Here is a 17703-nt window from a genome sequence, read left to right as displayed (position 1 = left end):
CGTCAAAAGTCGGGGCGAGGAAACGCCCCGCTCGGCCGCTGCACCTCGCCGCCGAGGGCGGCGGGTGGCCCTCGTCGGCTCCGACGACGGACGGGGCGGTGGCTGGTCAGCGGGGACGGTCGACGGCCTGGGCGGCGAGGGCCGTCAGGGCGGCCCGGGCCTCGGCGGTCACCGGGGTGGACCCCAGGGCCGCCAGGGCGGCCTCCGCGCGTACCCGGATCATCCCCTCGATCCGCTCACGGGCCCCGGTGCCCTCGATGATCTTCCGCAGCTCGGCGGCGCCGTCGCCGTCGAGCGCCGGGTTGCCGAACAGCTCCCGCAGCCGCGCGGCCTGCGCCCGGTCGGCGGCGCCGCGGGCCAGCGCCATCATCACCGTCGGCTTGCCCTCCCGCAGGTCGTCCAGGACCGACTTGCCGGTGACCGTCGGGTCGCCGAAGACCCCCAGCACGTCGTCGCGCAGCTGGAACGCGTCGCCCAGCGGGTCGCCGAACTCGGCCAGGGCGGCGACCAGCTCCGGTCCGGCCCCGGCCAGCGTCGCCCCGATCTGCAACGGCCGGGTGACCGTGTAGCGGGCCGCCTTCATCCGGACGACGGTCAGCGCGCTCGCCACCGAACCGTCCCCGACCCCGGAGACCAGGTCCAGGTACTCCCCCGCGATCACCTCGGTGCGCATCAGCGCGTAGACCGCGTACCCCCGGTGCACCCGCCCCGCGTCCAGGCCACACTCGTGGAACATCTGGTCGGACCAGGCGGCGCAGAGGTCGCCGCAGAGCAGCGCGGTGTTGCGCCCGTACGCCTCGGGGTCGCCGCGCCAGGACGAGCGGGCGTGCAGGTCGGCGAAGAGCCGGTGCACCGACGGCCCGCCCCGGCGGCGGTCGCTGCCGTCCAGGATGTCGTCGTGGATCAGCGCGAACGCGTGGAACAGCTCCAACGCGGCAGCGGCCACCACGATCGGGGCGCCGTCGACGCCGCCCGCGCCCCGCCATCCCCAGTAGCAGAAGAGCGGGCGCAGCCGCTTGCCGCCGGCCAGCACGAACCGGTGCAGCGCGGTGAAGACGCCCCGGGGCGCCCCGTCCGGCCAGTCCCGGCCCTGCCGGTCGAGGAAGGCGGCGAGCGCGGCGTCGAACCGGACCCGCAGTCCGCTCGTGTCGGTCGGGGCGACGACGGCGGTCACGGCGCCTCCTTGGGCCGCCCCGCCGACGTCGCAGTGGACGGCGCGGCGCGACGCGGCGGCGGGACCGTGTCGGGGGCCGGCGGCGGGACCGTGTCGGGGGCCGGCGGCGGTGCCAGCCCCGCCAGCTCCAGCAGGAGTGCCTTGACCTCGGTCGCGGCGACCCGGTCCCGGGCGGCGGACGGGTCGGAGCAGAGCAGCACCGGCCCGTCGGCCGGGTCGGCCGGGAGCCGGCCGTGCGACCCGCGTACCGCCCGGGCGCCGGCGTCCAGCCCCACCACGCTCATCAGGTAGCGCATCCCGAGCTTCTTGCGGGCCAGCGCCACGGCGGCCCGCCGCTTCGCCGCGCCCGGCGCGGCCGGGTCGAAGAACAGCTCGGCGGGGTCGTAACCCGGCTTCCGGTGGATCTCCACCAGCCGGGCGAAGTCGGGCGCGCGGTCGTCGTCGAGCCAGTAGTAGTAGGTGAACCAGGCGTCGGGCTCGGCGACGAGGAGGAGCTCTCCGGCGCGCGGGTGGTCCAGCCCGTACGCGGCCCGGCCGTCGGCGTCGAGCACCTCGGCCACCCCGGGCAGCCCGGCGCAGAGCGCCGCCACCGCCGGCACGTCGGCCGGGTCGCGGACGTAGACGTGCGCCACCTGGTGGTCGGCCACCGCGAAGGCCCGCGACGTCCACGGGTCGAGGTACTCCATGCCGGCCTGGGTGTGCACCCGCAGCAGCCCTTCGGCGCGCAGCAGCCGGTTGACGTCGACCGGCCGGGAGACGTCGGTGATGCCGTACTCGGAGAGCACCACCACGGTGGCGTCGCGGGCGCGGGCGGCGTCCAGCAGCGGCCCGAGCACCCCGTCCAGCTCGGCCGCCGCGGCTGCGGCCCGGGGCGACGAGGGGCCGTGACGTTGCAGGTCGTAGTCGAGGTGCGGGACGTAGACCAGGGTCAGGTCCGGCGCGTGGTCGTCCAGGATCCGCTCGGCGGCCCGGCAGATCCACGCCGACGACGCCAGCCCGGCGCCCGGACCCCAGTAGCTGAACAGCGGGAAGGTGCCGAGCCGGTCGGTGAGGTCGTCGTGCAGCTCCGGCGGGTCGGTGTAGCAGTCCGGCTCCTTGCGCCCGTCCGCGTGGTAGACGGGGCGCGGGGTGACCGTCCAGTCCACGTCGGCGCCCATCGCGTACCACCAGCAGACGTTGGCGACCGTGAAGCCCGGCTGCGCCCGGCGGGCGGCCTGCCACAGCTTCTCCCCGCCGACCAGGGCGTGGTGCTGCCGCCAGAGCAGCACCTCGCCGAGGTCCCGGAAGTACCACCCGTTGCCGACGATCCCGTGCCCGGCCGGGAGCGCCCCGGTGAGGAACGTCGACTGCACCGAACACGTCAACGCGGGCAGCACGGTGCCCAGCTCGGCGCGGAAGCCGGCGTCGGCGACCGCGCGCAGCCGGGGCATGTGCGCCAGCAGGCGCGGGGTCAGCCCGACCACGTCCAGCACCACCAGCCGCCGGCTCATGCCATCACCCCGCTCCGCTCGGCGCCGCCATGAGCCACCCCAGCCCTGTGTGGCTGACTCGCTCGCTGACGCTCGCTCATGCCATCACCCCGCTCCGCCCGGCGTCACCGGGAGACACCCCGGCGCGGTCCCGGTGATCCGTCGGCGTCAGGCCCACGGCGACCAGCTCGGCGCGGGCGAAGGCCAGCTCGGCGGCGATGCCGGCGGCCAGCTCCGCGTCGGTGCGCGGGCGCCGCGCGGCCGGCAGCACCCCCCAGGTGTACGTCTCGACGTCGAGGTGGTCGCAGCCCGCCTCGGGCCCGGCGTAGAGCGCGGCCAGCGCGGCGCGCAGCACCGGCAGGGTGGCGCCCAGCGGCGGCTCCGGCGGAGCGTGCAACGGCACGTGGTAGTGCACCCGCCACGTCCCGGGCAGCCGCTCGGCCAGGGCGGCGTCGAGGTCGTCGGCGGCGTGGTCGGGGTCGGCCGGGTCCGCCGCGCCCGCGCAGCCGGCGGCGCGGGTCTGGTGCAGGAAGCGCGGCTCCACCCAGCGGCGCAGCGCCTGCGTCGCCTCGGCGGGCGCCTCGATGGCGGCCGAGACCTGCACCTTCACCACCGGCAGGCCGGCCGTGCGCAGCCGGCGCAGCGCCTCGGCCGGCTCCTCCCAGGCGCAGGCGAGGTGGGCGAGGTCCAGGCAGACGCCGAGCCGGTCGGTGTCCAGGCCGGACAGGGCCGCCACGGCCTGGCCGGTGCTCTCCACCACGCAGCCGGGTTCCGGCTCGAAGCCGACCCGAACCGCCCGGCCGGTCTCCCGCTCGACGGCCGCGAGACCGGCCGACAGGTCGTCGAGCCGTCGGCGGGCGGCGTCCGCGCGGGCGGCGTCCCAGGGTTGCCGCCAGGCCAACGGCAGGGTGGAGACCGAGCCCCGGGCCGCGTCGTCGGGCAGCAGGTCGACGAGCACCCGGACCAGGTCCAGGGTGTACGCGAGCCGCGCGGGCGTGGTCCAGTCCGGGTGGTAGACGTCGCCCTTGACGACGGGGGCCTGGAAGGCCGCGTACGGGAAACCGTTGAGGGTGACCACCTCCAGCCCCCGGACGGTCAGCTCGGCGCGCAGCCGGCGCCGGGCGGCCGGGTCGGCGGCCAGCGCGGCGGCGACCGGGGCGGCCAGCCACAGCCCGAGGCCGAGCAGGTCGGCGCCGAGCGCCTCGCGTACGGGCACGGCGTAGGTGTCCAGCTGGCGGAGGATGCCGGCGAGGTCCTCGGCGGGGTGCACGTTGGTGCAGTAGCCGAGGTGGACGGTGTCGCCGCCGGCGTGCCGCAGCCGCATCAGCTGCCGCCGCGCAGGATCGAGTTGCCGGCCCAGGTGCCGGCCGCCGCGTCGGCGGCGTGCTCCAGGTCCGTCAGGTCGAGCCGCCCGGACTGGCCGTAGAACTCGACCGGGTTGCGCCACAGCACCCGGTCCACGTCGTCGTCGGTGAAGCCGGCCAGCAGCATCGCCTCCCCGGTGGCCCGGGTGAGCAGCGGATCCGAGCGCCCCCAGTCGGCCGCCGAGTTGACCAGCACCCGCTCGGTCCCGTACGCCCGCAGCAGCTCCACCATCCGCGGCGGGGACATCTTGGTGTCGGGGTAGATGGAGAAGCCCAGCCAGCAGCCGGTGTCCCGGACCAGCCCCACCGTCACCTCGTTGAGGTGGTCGAGCACCACCCGGCCCGGCTCGACGCCGGACTCGACGACCACGGCGAGGCTGCGTTCGACGCCCCGGACCTTGTCCCGGTGCGGGGTGTGCACCAGGGCCGGCAGGTCGTGGGCCACGGCCAGGGCGAGCTGGGCGGCGAACGCCTCGTCCTCCTCCGGCGTCATCGAGTCGTAGCCGATCTCGCCGACCGCCACCACGGCGTCCTTGTCGAGGTAGCGCGGCAGCAGGTCGAGCACCGGGCGGCAACGCGGGTCGTTGGCCTCCTTCGGGTTCAGCGCCACCGTGGCGTGGTGGCGGATCCCGAACTGCCCGGCCCGGAACGGCTCCCAGCCGACCAGCGAGTCGAAGTAGTCGGCGAAGGAGGCGGGGCTGGTGCGGGGCTGGCCGAGCCAGAACGCCGGCTCCACCACCGCGCGGACGCCGGCGGCGGCCATCCGCTCGTAGTCGTCGGTGGTCCGCGAGGTCATGTGGATGTGCGGGTCGAAGATGCGCATCAGGCCTCCTGGATTTCGCGCAGCCGGGCGAGCAGGTCGGTCGCGTCCGCCGGCATGGCCCGCCCGGCGGCTTGCCGCTCGGCGGCCAGCCCCGCGAGCATCGCGGCGAGTTCGCCGTCGGCGCGGGCGTCGAGGTCGTGCACCACGGCCAGCGGCACACCGGTGAACACGCACTTGAGCACCGCCTGCCGCCAGGCGGCCGGGTCGAGGTGCCGGGCGTACGGGCCGAGGGCGGCGGCCAGCAGCCGGGTGTCGTTGGTGCGGATCGCGTCGTGCAGCAGCGGCGCGCCGGCCGCGCCGATCGGCAGCAGCGGCAGGGTCTTGAGCACGGCGCGCTTCTCGGCGGCGTCGCCCTGCCGGTAGCGGGCCTGCGCGTGCGCGGCGTGGTCGCCCGGCAGCGCGGTCAGCAGCAGGGCCCGGGCCGCCTCGTCGGCGCTCCAGCCGGGCGCCCCGGCCAGCGGTGCCCGGCCGCAGCGCCGCCCGGCGGCCGGGAAGAACCGGTCGATGGCCGCCGGTTCGGCCGCCACGCGCCGCAGCGCCGCGTCGAGCCAGTCGGGATCGGGTACGCCCCGCAGCGCGGCCCGCAGTGAATCCGGTGTCATCCCGTCTCCTCTCTCGTGCTGCCGACGTGGCCCCGTCACCGTTCCGGTCGCGCCGCTTCCTTCCCGTTGGCACCCGGTCCCGGTCGCGCCGCCTCCTTCGCGGCGGCGCGCAGGAAGTCGAGCGAGCGGGCCGCGACGGCGGGGGCGGCGTGCGAGTGGCGGGGCAGCTCCACGGCGACCAGTCCCCGGTAGCCGACGTCGCCCAGGGCACGCAGCACGGGCGGGAAGTCGATCTCGCCGGTGCCGAACTCCAGGTGCTCGTGCACGCCCCGGCGCATGTCGTCGATCTGCACGTTGACCAGGTACGCGGCCACCTCGCGTACGCACTCGGGGACCGGCCGCGGCTCCAGGCAGCGGCAGTGTCCGATGTCGAGGGTGATGCCGAAGCGGGCCGGATCGCCGAGCGCGCCGCGCAGCCGGCGCCAGCCGGCGATGTCCTCGACCAGCATGCCCGGCTCCGGCTCGAAGCCGAGGGTCGTCCCGGCCGCCTCGGCGGCGTCGAGGACCGTGGCGCAGCCGGCGACCAGCCGGTCCCAGGCGGTCGCGGGTTCGACGTTCTCCGGTCGGACGCCCGCCCAGAAGGAGACGGCCTCCGCGCCGAGGTCGGCACCGATCCGCACGGCCCGGCGCAGGAACTCGACGCGCCGCGCCGGGTCGTCGTGCAGCAGCGTCGGGGCGTGCTTGTGCCACGGGTCGAGCAGGTAGCGGGCGCCGGTCTCGACGACCACGGCGAGGTCGAGCGCCGCGAGCCGGCGGGCGACGGCGGCCACCCGCCGGGCCAGGGCGGGCGCGAACGGGTCGAGGTGGTCGTGGTCCAGGGTGAGCGCCACGCCCTGGTAGCCCAGGTCGGCGACGACGGCGAGCGCGTCGGTCAGCCGGTGGTTGGCGAACCCGTTGGTCCCGTAGCCGAAGCGCGGGCCGTCGCCGCCCGGGGGCCTCCCTGGGGCGGTCACGTCGGGGAGACCTTCCGGGCCAGCCGGCCGCCGAGCGGCGCGGCCGCGGCCACCGCCAGCCCCAGCAGCCCGGCCCCGGCGCGTGCGGCGAGGGCGCCCTGCAACGCGGGCAGCCCGGTGATCCCCGCTCCCACCGCCGCCCGCACCCGGCCGGCGCAGGGGTCGGCCGCCGCCCGGGCCTGGGCCGCGCCGTAGCGGGCCGCGTACCAGCCGGCCAGCAGCGCCGGCAGCGCGGCGGCGACGCCGGGGCCGGGCCGGGGGGCGCGGTCGGGCACGTCGGTGGGCGTGGCGCGGGTCGCGGCCCGGGGGCGGCGGCCCGGCCCGACCCGGTCGAGGCGCGGCCGGACGGCGGCGCTCGCGGCGACCAGGGCGGTTCCGGCGAGGGTACGCAGCGGCAGCGCGGCGTCGGCGCCGGTGACCTCCCGGCGGGAGAGCGCGGTGACCGTCCACGTGTGCGCTGCCACGGTGACCGCCGCCGGCACCGCCCGCAGCGCCCGTCCGCCCGTCGCGCCGAGCAGCACGTCCAGCCCTCGGCAGGCGGCCATCACGGCCGGGCCGGCGGGCGTGTCCTTCGCCGCCAGGTCGTACCCCCAGACGGCGGCGGCGAGGCCGGCCGCGACCGTCGCGGCGCGCCGGCCCCCGGCGGCGGTGGCCAGCGCGACCCCGGCGGCGGTGAGCCCGGCGGCGAGGCCGAGCGCGACCCCGGGGGCCACCCGGCCGCTGGGGATGGGCCGCTCGGGGCGTTCGACGGCGTCCAGCCGGCGGTCGGCCCAGTCGTTGGCGGCCATTCCCGCCCAGTAGAGCAGGACGGACGCGGCGGCCAGCGCGGGCGTACGCCGCCCGAGCGTGCCGGCTGCCGCCGCCCCGGCGACGACGTCCCCGGGCACCGACAGCGCGGCCGGCGCCCGGACCAGTTCGGCGAGGTCAGTGACGCGCGGCATCGGTGCCTCCCGCGTGCAGCCGCTGGGCGAAGCCGCACAGCCGGGTCCACTGGTCGGCCAGCGAGTGGGTGGGCGTGCCGAACGGGTCCTTGAAGAAGAAGGCGAGGTCGGTCAGGGGGCCGGCGTGGCCGGCGGCGTGCGCGGCGGCGGTGAGTCGGGCCAGGTCGAGCACGAGGGGCGCGGCCAGGGCGGAGTCGCAGCCGTGCCAGGTGAACTCCATCCGCATCCCGGTGCCGAGGAACCCGGCGAACGTGATCAGGTCCCAGGCGGTCTTGAAGTCGCCCAGCGCCTCGACGTACTCGATCCGGGTGCCGCCCTGCGGCAGGTGGCCGAGGGTCTCGCCGAGCACCCGCTGCTTGCTCTCCGCCTTGGCCGCGTTGGCCGCCGGGTCCGTGAGGGTGGCGCCGTCGCCGCCGCCCAGCAGGTTGATCCCGGACCAGGAGCGCACCGCCAGGTGCCGCATCGCGAACATCGGCGCGAGCACGGACTTGACCAGGGTCTCCCCCGTCTTGCCGTCGTGCCCGGCGTACGGGATCCCGCCCTCGGCGGCCAGCGCCACCAGGGCCGGCAGCCGCAGCCCGGTGGACGGGGTGAAGTCGACGTACGGGCAGCCCGCCCGCACTGCCGCGTACGCGTAGAGGGAGCTGGGCGGCAGCACCTCGTCGTCACCGGCGAGCGCGGCCCGCAGCGCGTCCGGGTCGGCGTGCCCCGGGTGCGGGCGGGCGGCGGGTTCGGTGGCCGAGACGTTGACCACCACCACCCGATCCAGCCCGTGCCGGCGGCGGAAGTCGGTGAGGTCGCGTACGGTCGCGGCGGCCCGGTCCGCCTGGGTGCCGACGGCAGGGGCCGGACGCAGCTCGCGTTCGACGGCGGCCAGCTCGCCGGGGAGGGCGGCGACCAGCCGGCCGGGCAGCACGCCGGCGGCGGCCAGCGCCTCGGCCCGCTTCGCCAGCGGGGTGGTGACGACGTCGTGCCCGCCGAAGACCAGGTCGGTGAAGGCTGGCAGGGCGGGCCCCCGCAGGTCGGGCAGTTCGGTGACGCAGCCGGTCGGGCCGGTGAGCCCGGACCGCAGGGCGAGCGCCCCCACTATGCTGGTGGTCGCGACCGAGCCGCGCGCTCCCACCAGCCAGACACCCGTACGCATGGTGCTCCTTCCCGATCAGGAGGAACCGGCCGTGCATTGATCTATATAGATATCAGAAGTTTGTTCGGAAAGATATGGATCTATGCGGATGGGCCCCGTCCGCCGGCCGCCCCGGGAGGAGCCCACCGGTCCGGTGTCGACGTCGGCGGCGACGACCCCGGCCCGGTTCCCGGCGCGGGCACGGACGGACGGGGCTGGCAGGCAGGGCCGGTCGGCGTCTCGTCCCTGCCTCCCCCGCATCCGCCGGTCGGGGCGACGGCACGCGCCGACCGGACGTCGTGGGGTGACACGGCCCGGCGGGGTCGCCGGGTGGTGACGGCCCTCCGGTGCGACCGGGGAATCCCGGTCCGGCCGCACCGGACGACCGTTCTGCTCGTGCGTCACCGGGCCACGCCGGCCCGGCCGCACGCCCTCCGGTGCCGACCTCGTCCCGGCCGCGGGGCGCAACCGCGGCCGGTCCCTCGCCGGTCGGCGCCGAAGTAGGCTCAGGCGGCGACCGTGGCCAGGGCCGGCTCCACCTCGGTCCACGAGGAGCCGAGCTCCGCCGACCGGGTCACCGCGTCCAGCACCAGCTGGACCTGCAACCCGTCGACGAAGGAGGGGGCCGGGTCGACGCCGGTGGCGACCGCCTCGACGAAGTCCCGCATCTGGTGCGTGAAGGAGTGCTCGTAGCCGATGAGGTGGCCGGGCGGCCACCAGGCGGACATGTACGGGTGCTCCCCCTCGGTCACCAGGATGCGGCTGAACCCCTGTTCGGCGGCGGGTCGCGTCGCGTCGTAGAACTCCAGCTCGTTGAGGCGCTCCAGGTCGAAGGCCACCGTGCCCAGCGAACCGTTGATCTCCACCCGGAGGGCGTTCTTGCGTCCGGTGGCGAACCGGCTCGCCTCGTACGTCGCCAGCACGCCGCCGTCGAGCCGGGCCACGAAGACCGCCGCGTCGTCGACGGTGACCGCCCCGGTGGCCGGGCGGTGGCCGTCGGCACCGAGGCCGTCGACCGCCGCCCCGTCCACCGTCGCCGCCAGCCCGCTCGACCCGGCCGGCAGCGGCCGTTCCCTGACGAACGTCTCGGTTACCGCGCTGACCCCGGTGATCCGCCGGCCGGTGACGTACTGGGTCAGGTCGATGATGTGCGCGCCGATGTCGCCGAGCGCGCCCGAGCCGGCCCTGTCCCGCTGCAACCGCCAGACCAGGGGGAACTGCGGGTCCACGATCCAGTCCTGCAGGTACGTCGCCCGGACGTGCCGGATCACCCCGAGCCGCCCGTCGGCGACGAGCTGGCGCATCATCGCGACCGCCGGCACCCGCCGGTAGTTGAACCCGCACATCGACCGCACCCCGGCGGCCTGCGCGGTGACCGCCGCGGCGGCCATCGCCCGGGCCTCGGAGACCGTGTTGGCCAGCGGCTTCTCGCACAGCACGTGCTTGCCGGCGGCCAGCGCGGCGAGAGCGATCTCGGCGTGGCTGTCGCCCGGCGTGCAGACGTCGACCACGTCGATGTCGTCCCGGGCGATCAGCTCGCGCCAGTCGGTCGTGGACGCGTCCCAGCCGAGCCGGTCGGCGGCGTCGGCCACCTTCCCGGCGTCCCGGCCGCAGATCAGCGACATCCGGGCCCGCGCCGGCAGGTCGAACACCCGGTTCACGGTGCGCCACGCCTGCGAGTGCGCGGCGCCCATGAACGCGTAGCCGACCATGCCGACCCGCAGTTCTCTGTCTGTCGTGGACAAGGTGGGTCTCCCCCCGTGTATCAGAACCCGAGCTTGAGGTAGTTGCCCGCGTTCTCCTTGGTGATCGTCTCGGAGGCGAGGATGATCTCCTTGGGCACCTGGAGTTCCACCAGGTCGGACATGCCCTTGCCCTGGCCGATCAGGCGGGCCAGGGAGACGGCCGAGGAGGCCATCGAGGGGCTGTAGGTAACGGTCGCCTTGAGCACCGTGTTGTCGGCCTGGATGTCCTCCATCGCCTTCTTCGAGCCGGCGCCGCCGACCATGAAGAACTCCTTGCGGCCGCTCTGGCTGACCGCGGCCAGCACGCCGATGCCCTGGTCGTCGTCGTGGTTCCAGAGCGCGTCGATCTTCGGCAGGGCCTGGAGCAGCTGCGCCGCCTCCTGCTGGCCGGAGTCGGCCGTGAACCGGGCCGCCCGGCGGTTGGCGACCTTGAAGCCGCTCGCCGTCAGGGTGTCGACGAAGCCCTTCGACCGCTCCTGGGTCAGCTCCAGCTCGTCCATGCCGGCGATCTCGCCGATCACCGGGTTGCTGATGCCCTTGGCCTTGAACTGCTCGATCATGTAGGTGGCGGCGGCCACGCCCATGCCGTAGTTGTCGCCCTTGATCTGGAGCCGGTAGGCCCGCGCGTCGGGGAAGGCCCGGTCCAGGTTGACCACCGGGACGCCGGCCTTCATCGCCTCCAGGCCGAACGCGTTGAGCTCCTTGCCGTCGTGCGGCAGCAGCACGATCACGTCGGGCTTCTGCGAGATCAGCGTGGACAGCGCCGCCCGCTGGGCCGCCGCGTCCGCGCCGGCCTCGACCGACTTGAACTCCACGTCGGAGTACGCCCCGGCCTGCGCCTTGGCGTTGTTGGTGATGGCGGCGATCCAGCCGTGGTCCGCGGCCGGCGCGGAGAAGCCGATGACGACCCGCTTGCCGGGCTCGCTGTTGCCGCCCGGCGCGGCCGCCTTGGTCTGCGCCTCGGTCGGCTGGGCTTCGTTGCTGGTGCAGCCGGCGAGCAGCACGCCGGCGCCGACGGCGGCCCCGCCGAAGAGCAGCCGGCGGCGCGACATGTCGCGACTCTGCTGGGTCATGACGACCTCCTGGGTTGACGGTGGTGGAGGAAATCTCGCGGTGCGGAACGGAAGAGAGCGTGCGGGGCCCGGCCACCGTCGCTCGGGTGGCCCGGATGCCGCGCGGTCGGTGCGGTACGGATCAGGTGGAGGTGAGCCGGTTGCGGCCCAGGAACTGGGTGAGGCTGCGGAACTGGACCTGCTGGACCAGGACGGCGGCCACGATGATGCCGCCCTTGACCATGTTCTGGGCCTCCGTGGAGAGGCCGTTGATGGCGAAGAGGTTGGTGATGGTGGCGAAGATGACCACCCCGAGCAGGGAACCGATGATGGTGCCCCGCCCGCCGCTGAGCAGCGTGCCGCCGATGATCGCGGCGGCGATCGCGTCCAGCTCGTAGAGGTTCGCCATCGCCGCCTGCGCCGAGTTGGCCTGGGCGGTGAGCATGATGGCGGCGATCCCGCAGCAGAGGCCGGAGAGCGCGTAGAGCAGCACGGTGTGCCGCCGGACGTTGATCCCGGCGAGCCGGGCGGCCTCCGGGTTGCCGCCGACGGCGACCGTACGCCGGCCGAAGGTGGTGCGGTTGAGCAGCACCCAGCCGGCGGCGACCACAGCGGCGAGGATGTAGACCAGCAGCGGGATGCCCAGCAGGCTGTTGCTGGCGAGGCCGTTGATGAAGCCGTTGTCCGACACCTGGGTCTGCTTGTCGGAGATCTCGGCGGCCAGCCCTCGGGCCGCCACCAGCATCGCGAGGGTGGCGATGAACGGCACCAGCCGGCCGTACGAGATGAGCAGCCCGTTGACCAGGCCGACCGCCAACCCGACGGTGAGCGCGCTGAAGATCATGCCGCCGGCGCCGTAGCTCTGGGTGGCCACCGTGGTGCACCAGACGCCGGCCAGCGCGACGATCGCGCCGACGGAGAGGTCGATGCCGCCGCCGATGATCACGAAGGTCATGCCGACGGTGACCACGCCGACCACGGCCGCCAGCTTGAGGATGCTCAGGACGTTGTCCCACACCCAGTCCGGGTTGGAGTAGAGGTCGGAGCGGGTGAGGGCGCCGATCACGACGAGCACGGCCAGCACCCCGATCAGGCCGAGGTTGCGGCGGACGCCCTCGCCGCCGTCCCCCCGCCACCAGGAGATCCGGCCCGGCGCCGCCACCTTGTCGACGGCCGCTGCGGTCTGTGCCGGGTCCACCGGCGGCGACTGCGCCGGCAGCTGCGCCGCCCGCTGGGGCGCCACGGTGGGAGTAGGACCCTCGGTCATGCCGGTGCGCCTTCCATCAGGGACCCCGCCATGACGAGGTCGAGCACGGTGTTCTCGTCGAGTTCGCCGGCCGGGGCCTCGCGGACGACCCGCCCCTCCCGCATCACCAGCACCCGGTCGGCCAGTCCGAGCACCTCGGGGACCTCGCTGGAGACCAGCAGCACCCCGACGCCGCGCGCGGCCAGCCCCCGGATCACCTGGTAGAGCTCCGCCCGGGCGCCGACGTCGACGCCCCGGGTCGGCTCGTCGAGCAGCAGCAGCCGGGTGTCGCCGAGCAGCCAGCGGCCGACCACCACCTTCTGCTGGTTGCCGCCGGAGAGGGTGCGCACCGGCCGGCGTACGTCGCGGGGGCGCAGCTCCAGGCTCTCGGCGATCCGGTCCGCCTCCGCCCGTTCCCGCCCGGCGTCGGTGAACCCGGCGCGGGCGTAGCGGGCGAAGGTCGCCAGGGTCACGTTGCGGTAGATCGGCTCGCCCAGCAGCAGCGCCTGGCTCTTGCGCTCCTCGGGGGCCATTCCCATGCCGGCCCGCACCGCCGCGCCGACGCTGCCGGGGCGCAGCGCCCGACCGGCCATCCGCACCGAGCCGGCCTCGGCACGGCGCGCGCCGTAGATGGTCTCCAGCAGCTCGGAACGGCCCGAGCCGACCAGTCCGGCGATGCCGACGATCTCGCCGGCCCGGACCCTGAGCGAGACGTCGGCGAACTCGCCGGCCCGGGTCAGCCCCTCGACCGTGAGCAACTCCGCGCCGCCGGCCGCGCCGGCCGGGCGGTCCGGGAAGACGTACTCGATGGTGCGGCCGGTCATCCGGCTGACCAGGTCGCGGGTCGGGGTGTCGCGGGCCGGCAGGTTCGCCGCCGTGGTCCGGCCGTCCTTGAGTACGGTGACCCGGTCGCCGATCTCGCGGATCTCCTCCAGCCGGTGCGAGATGTAGATGACGGCGATGCCCTGCGCGGTCAGCTCCCGGATGATCCGGAACAGGTTGCCCACCTCGTCGTGGGCCAGCACGGCGCTCGGCTCGTCCATGATGATCAGCCGTGCCTCGTGGGAGAGCGCGCGGGCCATGCTGACGATCTGCTTGCCGGCGGCGGGCAGCGCGCGCACCATCCGCCCGGGCGGGATCTCGGCGTGGCCGAGCCGACCGAGGATCTGCCGGGCGTGCCGGGCCATGGCGCCCCGCCGGACGAAGCCGAACCGGCGCGGCTCGTGGCCGAGGAAGGCGTTCTCCGCGACCGAGAGGTCCTCGACCAGGTCGAGTTCCTGGTAGATGGTGGCGATGCCGGCGCGCATGGCGGCCTGCGGGTTGGCGAAGGTGACCGGGCTGCCCCGCCACTCGACGAGCCCCGAGTCGGGCCGGTGCACCCCGGCCAGCACCTTGATCAGGGTGGACTTGCCGGCGCCGTTCTGCCCGAGCAGGCAGTGCACCTCGCCGGCGCGCACCTCCAACTGCACCCCGTCCAGGGCCCGTACGCCCGGGAAGGTCTTGACCACGTCGGTGAGGCGCAGCACCACCTCGCCCGCGACGGCGTCGGCGGGCGCCTCGACCAGCGGGGCGCCGGCGGGGACGGCATCCGCCGGCCCGGCGGCCGTCTCCTCGGATCGGGCCACGGTCTCCTCCTCGCGCTCGCTCACGATGCCTTCTCCGTTCGCGACTGCGGGGCTCGCAGACCCGGCTCACTCCTCGCGCTCACGATGCCTCCCCGAAGGCGACGTCGCTGGCGAGCACGGCCGCGCCGGCCACACCGGCGCGCGGGCCGAGTTCGGAGAGGACGACGGGAAGGTTGCCGGTGGCCAGCGGCAGCGACCGGCGGTAGACGACGCTGCGGATCTCGGCGAGGAGGATGTGACCGAGCTGGGCGAGCCCGCCGCCGATCACGATCATCGACGGGTTGGTGAAGCTGACCAGCCCGGCCAGGACCCCACCCACCCGCCGACCCCCGTCGCGGATCAGCTGGATGCAGGTCACGTCCCCCTCGACGGCGCCCCCGGCGACGTCGAGCGCGGTCACCGCGCCGCGCGCGGCGAGCCGTTCGGCCAGCGCGGGCGACACCCCGCTGCGCGCGGCGGCGGTCGCGTCCTTGGCCAGCGCGGCCCCGCTGAACAGCGCCTCCAGGCAGCCGACGTTGCCGCAGGAGCACATCGGGCCGTGCGCGTCGACCTGGATGTGGCCGATGTCGCCGGCGCAGCCGTCGGTGCCCCGGTAGACCTCGCCGCTGAGGTAGATCCCGCACCCTATTCCGGTGCCGATCTTCACGAAGAGGAAGTCGTCCACGGAGTGGGCGACCCCGCCGTGCCGCTCCCCGATCGCCATGATGTTGACGTCGTTGTCGACCACGGCCGGGCAGCCGTGCTCGCGGGTGAGCAGTTCGCGCACCGGGAACCGGTCCCACCCCGGCATGATCGGCGGGGAGACCGGCACGCCGTCGCGGAAACTGACCGGGCCGGGCACCCCGATGCCGACGGCGTCGAGCCGCTCGTAGGCACCGTCCACCCGGGCCTTGTGCAGCAACTCGTTGACCCGCTGGAGGATCACCTTCGGGCCGGTGCGGATGTCGGCCGCCTCGGCGTACGCGGCGACCGGCTCCAGCCTGCCGTTGACCACCTCGACGTCGATGGAGCTGGCGCCGAGGTCGACGGCGGCGAAGCGCAGGCGCGGGCTCAGCTCGACGAGGGTGGAGCGGCGACCGCCCCGGGAGGCGGCCAGCCCTGCCTCGGCGACGTAGCCGAGGGTGACGAGCCGTTCCAGCTCCGCCAGCAGCCGGGGACGGGGCATCTGCAACCGGTCGCCCAGCTCGGCCCGGGACACCGCCCCCTCGTCACGGAGCAGCCGCAGCAGCCGTACGTGCAGGGGGTCGACCGTCCGCACCGGACTCACCTCTTCGCGGCTCGTTCACATCGACGTAATGCCGAGGTGTCGTGCCGACACAGTAGGAGTGTTCCGTGTCACGTGTCCAGAGCTTCGGCCGATCTGACGCGAACTTTTGTCCGTTCGAACAAAAGCCTTCGACGGATCAGGAAAAGCTCGCCGCTCGGCGCAGACCACCGCGTCCTCGGACATTGCGACGGGGCAGAGGCCGCAGACCAGGACAAAAAGGGGACCCGTAGTGCGGGATCGCAAAGGCCCGGGGAAGGACGGGGCCGCCCCGCCACCGGGCGGGTGGCGGGGCGGCGGAGCGGCGGGCGGAGGTGGGCTCAGCGCCGGTTGGCGGCGTTGCGCTTCTTCTTGAGCTTGCGGTCGTCGCGCAGTTCGACGTACGGCTCCTCGTCCGGGGAGTGGCCCGCCTCGATGGCGCGGCTGCGCTCCAGCTCGGCGTCGAACTCCGCGCCGAGGAGGATCGCGATGTTGCTCAGCCACAGCCAGATCAGGAAGATGATCACACCCGCGAGCGCCCCGTACGTCTTGTTGTACGAGCCGAAGTTGCTGACGTAGAGCGCGAACAGGCCCGAGATCACCAACCAGATGACCACGGCCAGTACGCCCCCGGGGCTGACCCAGCGGAAGCCGCCGTGCCGGGCGTTCGGCGACGCCCAGTAGAGGATCGCGAACATCAGGCTCACCAGGAGCAGCAGCACCGGCCACTTGGCGATGTTCCACACGGTCACCGCCGTGGATCCCAGCCCGATCGCCTCCCCGACCTGCTCGGCGAGGCCGCCGGTGAAGACCACGATCACCGCGCTGGCCAGCAGCATCACGCCGACCAACGCGGTCACCCCGACGCGGATCGGCAACGTCTTCCAGATCGGGCGCCCCTCCGGCACGTCGTAGATGGTGTTGGAGGCCCGCATGAACGCGGCGATGTAACCCGACGCCGACCAGAACGCGGCCAGCAGACCGAGGATGGCGGCGAAGCCGGCGAAACCGCCGCTCTGCTGTGCCTGGTCGATGGCCCCCTCGACGATCTGCCGGATCTCCCCCTGCGGGACCGCCTGGTTGACGGTGTCCTTGACGCCCTGCGTGGCCCCCGGGCCGAGCAGGCCGAGGACCGAGACCAGCACCAGCAGGCCGGGGAAGATGGAGAGCACCCCGTAGTACGTCAGGGCCGCCGCCCAGTCGGTCAGGCTGTCGTCCTGGAACTCCCGCACCGTGCGGCGCAGCGCGGCCTTCCAGCCGGCGCCCGGCAACTCGGTCGGGCTGTCGGGACCCTCGTCGGGCCCGACCGGGCCGCGACCCGGGCGGTGCCGCTCGACACGAACGGGGTCGGATCCCCGGTCCGCGCGGCCCGTCCGGCGGTCGCCCACCCGGCCGGCGGGCACCGCCCCGGAATCGTCGCGGTCGCGCCCGCTGCGGGTGGAGGACTCGTCGGAGGCCATCGCCCCTCCTCGTGGTCGGCGTCAGTCCCCTCGACATGCCCAGGCAGCGGCCACCGTTAACCCCTAGCCGTAGAGCAACCTGCCCATCCGGCGCGAGGCGACCAGCAGCCCCAGGACCATCGCCGCGAACAGGTAGAGCACGTCGAGCACCCATTCCCAGCCGGCCGCGCCCACCGAGACGCCACGGATGAGGTGCACCGCCCGGTAGAGCGGAGTCACCTCCACCGCCCAGCGCAGCGCGGCCGGGTAGGACTCGGCGGGGACGAACGTGCCGGAGAAGAGGAAGAGGGTGAACTGGGCCGCCGACATCAGGTCGAAGTCGTGCCAGCTGCGCATGAAGGTGGTGATCGCCATTCCCAGCGCGCCGAAGGCGAAGCCGACCAGCACGGCCGCCGGAAAGGCGACCAGCGCCCGCGCCGCGGTGGTCAGGTCCATCGCCACCATCACCACCAGGAAGGCGGCCGAGTAGGCGCTGCCACGCAGCATCGCCCAGAGCAGCTCTCCCACCGCGATCTCGAACGGCTGCACGGGGGTGGCGATCACCCCGTCGTACAGCTTCATCTGCTTCATCTTGCCGAAGAAGTTGAAGGTCGTCTCCGACAGCGCGCCGGACATGGCCGACGACGCGAGCATGGCCGGCGCGACGAACGCCGCGTAGCTGACGACCTCGCCGCCGGCGAGCGTGAGGTCGCCGACCAGCGTGCCGACCCCGACACCGATGGAGAGCAGGTAGAGCAGCGGCTCCACGAAACCGGAGACGAGCAGCAGCCAGTAGACGGCCTTCAGAGCCGCGACGTTGCGCTCGGCCACGGAGACCGACCGGCGGGACGCGGCGGAGACGGCGACCAGCCGGGGCAGGACGAGACCGACCACTGCGACCCCT

General features: G+C 74.6%; 15 protein-coding genes. All 15 read right to left on the bottom strand.

Features of this window, described 5'->3' with window-relative positions:
- Positions 1-106: 106 nt before the first annotated feature.
- Positions 107-1174, bottom strand: a complete 1068-nt coding sequence (locus DER29_RS25855) for a polyprenyl synthetase family protein (protein WP_121400284.1) — start codon at positions 1172-1174, stop codon at positions 107-109.
- Positions 1171-2664, bottom strand: coding sequence for an alkaline phosphatase family protein (locus DER29_RS25850; RefSeq protein WP_233600157.1), 1494 nt, complete (start codon positions 2662-2664; stop codon positions 1171-1173). Before DER29_RS25850 ends, DER29_RS25855 begins: the two co-directional genes overlap by 4 nt.
- A gap of 76 nt (positions 2665-2740) precedes the next feature.
- Positions 2741-3967: a metabolite traffic protein EboE gene (gene eboE / locus DER29_RS25845; RefSeq protein ID WP_121400283.1), complete on the bottom strand. Its 1227-nt coding sequence runs from the start codon at positions 3965-3967 to the stop codon at positions 2741-2743.
- Positions 3967-4830 (bottom strand): TatD family hydrolase, encoded by an 864-nt coding sequence (locus tag DER29_RS25840; protein WP_121400282.1) that lies wholly within the window; start codon positions 4828-4830, stop codon positions 3967-3969. The genes eboE and DER29_RS25840 overlap by 1 nt, the downstream gene beginning before the upstream one ends.
- A complete protein-coding gene (locus DER29_RS25835; protein ID WP_121400281.1) occupies positions 4830-5432 on the bottom strand; it encodes an EboA domain-containing protein in 603 nt (200 codons plus the stop codon). The genes DER29_RS25840 and DER29_RS25835 overlap by 1 nt, the downstream gene beginning before the upstream one ends.
- Before the next feature lie 35 nt (positions 5433-5467).
- Positions 5468-6385, bottom strand: coding sequence for a sugar phosphate isomerase/epimerase (locus tag DER29_RS25830; RefSeq protein ID WP_121400280.1), 918 nt, complete (start codon positions 6383-6385; stop codon positions 5468-5470).
- Positions 6382-7326 carry an SCO3242 family prenyltransferase gene (locus DER29_RS25825; RefSeq protein ID WP_121400279.1) on the bottom strand — a complete coding sequence of 315 codons (945 nt, stop codon included), beginning with the start codon at positions 7324-7326 and terminating at the stop codon, positions 6382-6384. The genes DER29_RS25830 and DER29_RS25825 overlap by 4 nt, the downstream gene beginning before the upstream one ends.
- The gene (locus DER29_RS25820; RefSeq protein ID WP_121400278.1) at positions 7310-8470 is read right to left on the bottom strand and encodes an inositol-3-phosphate synthase; all 1161 of its coding nucleotides are present in this window, start codon (positions 8468-8470) and stop codon (positions 7310-7312) included. Before DER29_RS25820 ends, DER29_RS25825 begins: the two co-directional genes overlap by 17 nt.
- 485 nt (positions 8471-8955) lie before the next feature.
- Positions 8956-10161 carry a Gfo/Idh/MocA family protein gene (locus DER29_RS25815; protein ID WP_370040768.1) on the bottom strand — a complete coding sequence of 402 codons (1206 nt, stop codon included), beginning with the start codon at positions 10159-10161 and terminating at the stop codon, positions 8956-8958.
- Between the two features lie 53 nt (positions 10162-10214).
- Positions 10215-11267: a substrate-binding domain-containing protein gene (locus DER29_RS25810; RefSeq protein WP_121400276.1), complete on the bottom strand. Its 1053-nt coding sequence runs from the start codon at positions 11265-11267 to the stop codon at positions 10215-10217.
- 121 nt (positions 11268-11388) lie between these two features.
- A complete protein-coding gene (locus DER29_RS25805) occupies positions 11389-12513 on the bottom strand; it encodes an ABC transporter permease (RefSeq protein WP_199729549.1) in 1125 nt (374 codons plus the stop codon).
- Positions 12510-14021: a sugar ABC transporter ATP-binding protein gene (locus tag DER29_RS25800; protein ID WP_199729579.1), complete on the bottom strand. Its 1512-nt coding sequence runs from the start codon at positions 14019-14021 to the stop codon at positions 12510-12512. The genes DER29_RS25805 and DER29_RS25800 overlap by 4 nt, the downstream gene beginning before the upstream one ends.
- A 175-nt stretch (positions 14022-14196) precedes the next feature.
- A complete protein-coding gene (locus tag DER29_RS25795) occupies positions 14197-15375 on the bottom strand; it encodes an ROK family protein (RefSeq protein ID WP_121400274.1) in 1179 nt (392 codons plus the stop codon).
- Positions 15376-15701: 326 nt separating this feature from the next.
- Positions 15702-16820, bottom strand: a complete 1119-nt coding sequence (locus DER29_RS25790) for a YihY/virulence factor BrkB family protein (RefSeq protein ID WP_121400273.1) — start codon at positions 16818-16820, stop codon at positions 15702-15704.
- A 63-nt stretch (positions 16821-16883) separates the two neighbouring features.
- The gene (locus DER29_RS25785) at positions 16884-17693 is read right to left on the bottom strand and encodes an ABC transporter permease (protein WP_121400272.1); all 810 of its coding nucleotides are present in this window, start codon (positions 17691-17693) and stop codon (positions 16884-16886) included.
- Positions 17694-17703: the final 10 nt, after the last annotated feature.

It is taken from the genome of Micromonospora sp. M71_S20, assembly GCF_003664255.1.
Taxonomy (GTDB): Bacteria; Actinomycetota; Actinomycetes; order Mycobacteriales; family Micromonosporaceae; genus Micromonospora.
The sequence above is the reverse complement of the archived record's forward strand: the minus strand, read 5'-3'. Positions and strand labels throughout refer to the sequence as shown.

Excerpts from the sequence above, each read along its gene's own strand:
- DER29_RS25850 (WP_233600157.1), bottom strand. The coding sequence starts at position 2,664 with ATGAGCCGGCGGCTGGTGGTGCTGGACGTGGTCGGGCTGACCCCGCGC.
- DER29_RS25805 (WP_199729549.1), bottom strand. The coding sequence starts at position 12,513 with ATGACCGAGGGTCCTACTCCCACCGTGGCGCCCCAGCGGGCGGCGCAG.
- DER29_RS25825 (WP_121400279.1), bottom strand. The coding sequence starts at position 7,326 with ATGCCGCGCGTCACTGACCTCGCCGAACTGGTCCGGGCGCCGGCCGCG.
- DER29_RS25840 (WP_121400282.1), bottom strand. The coding sequence starts at position 4,830 with ATGCGCATCTTCGACCCGCACATCCACATGACCTCGCGGACCACCGAC.
- DER29_RS25790 (WP_121400273.1), bottom strand. The coding sequence starts at position 16,820 with ATGGCCTCCGACGAGTCCTCCACCCGCAGCGGGCGCGACCGCGACGAT.
- eboE (WP_121400283.1), bottom strand. The coding sequence starts at position 3,967 with ATGCGGCTGCGGCACGCCGGCGGCGACACCGTCCACCTCGGCTACTGC.
- DER29_RS25815 (WP_370040768.1), bottom strand. The coding sequence starts at position 10,161 with ATGGTCGGCTACGCGTTCATGGGCGCCGCGCACTCGCAGGCGTGGCGC.
- DER29_RS25810 (WP_121400276.1), bottom strand. The coding sequence starts at position 11,267 with ATGACCCAGCAGAGTCGCGACATGTCGCGCCGCCGGCTGCTCTTCGGC.
- DER29_RS25820 (WP_121400278.1), bottom strand. The coding sequence starts at position 8,470 with ATGCGTACGGGTGTCTGGCTGGTGGGAGCGCGCGGCTCGGTCGCGACC.
- DER29_RS25835 (WP_121400281.1), bottom strand. The coding sequence starts at position 5,432 with ATGACACCGGATTCACTGCGGGCCGCGCTGCGGGGCGTACCCGATCCC.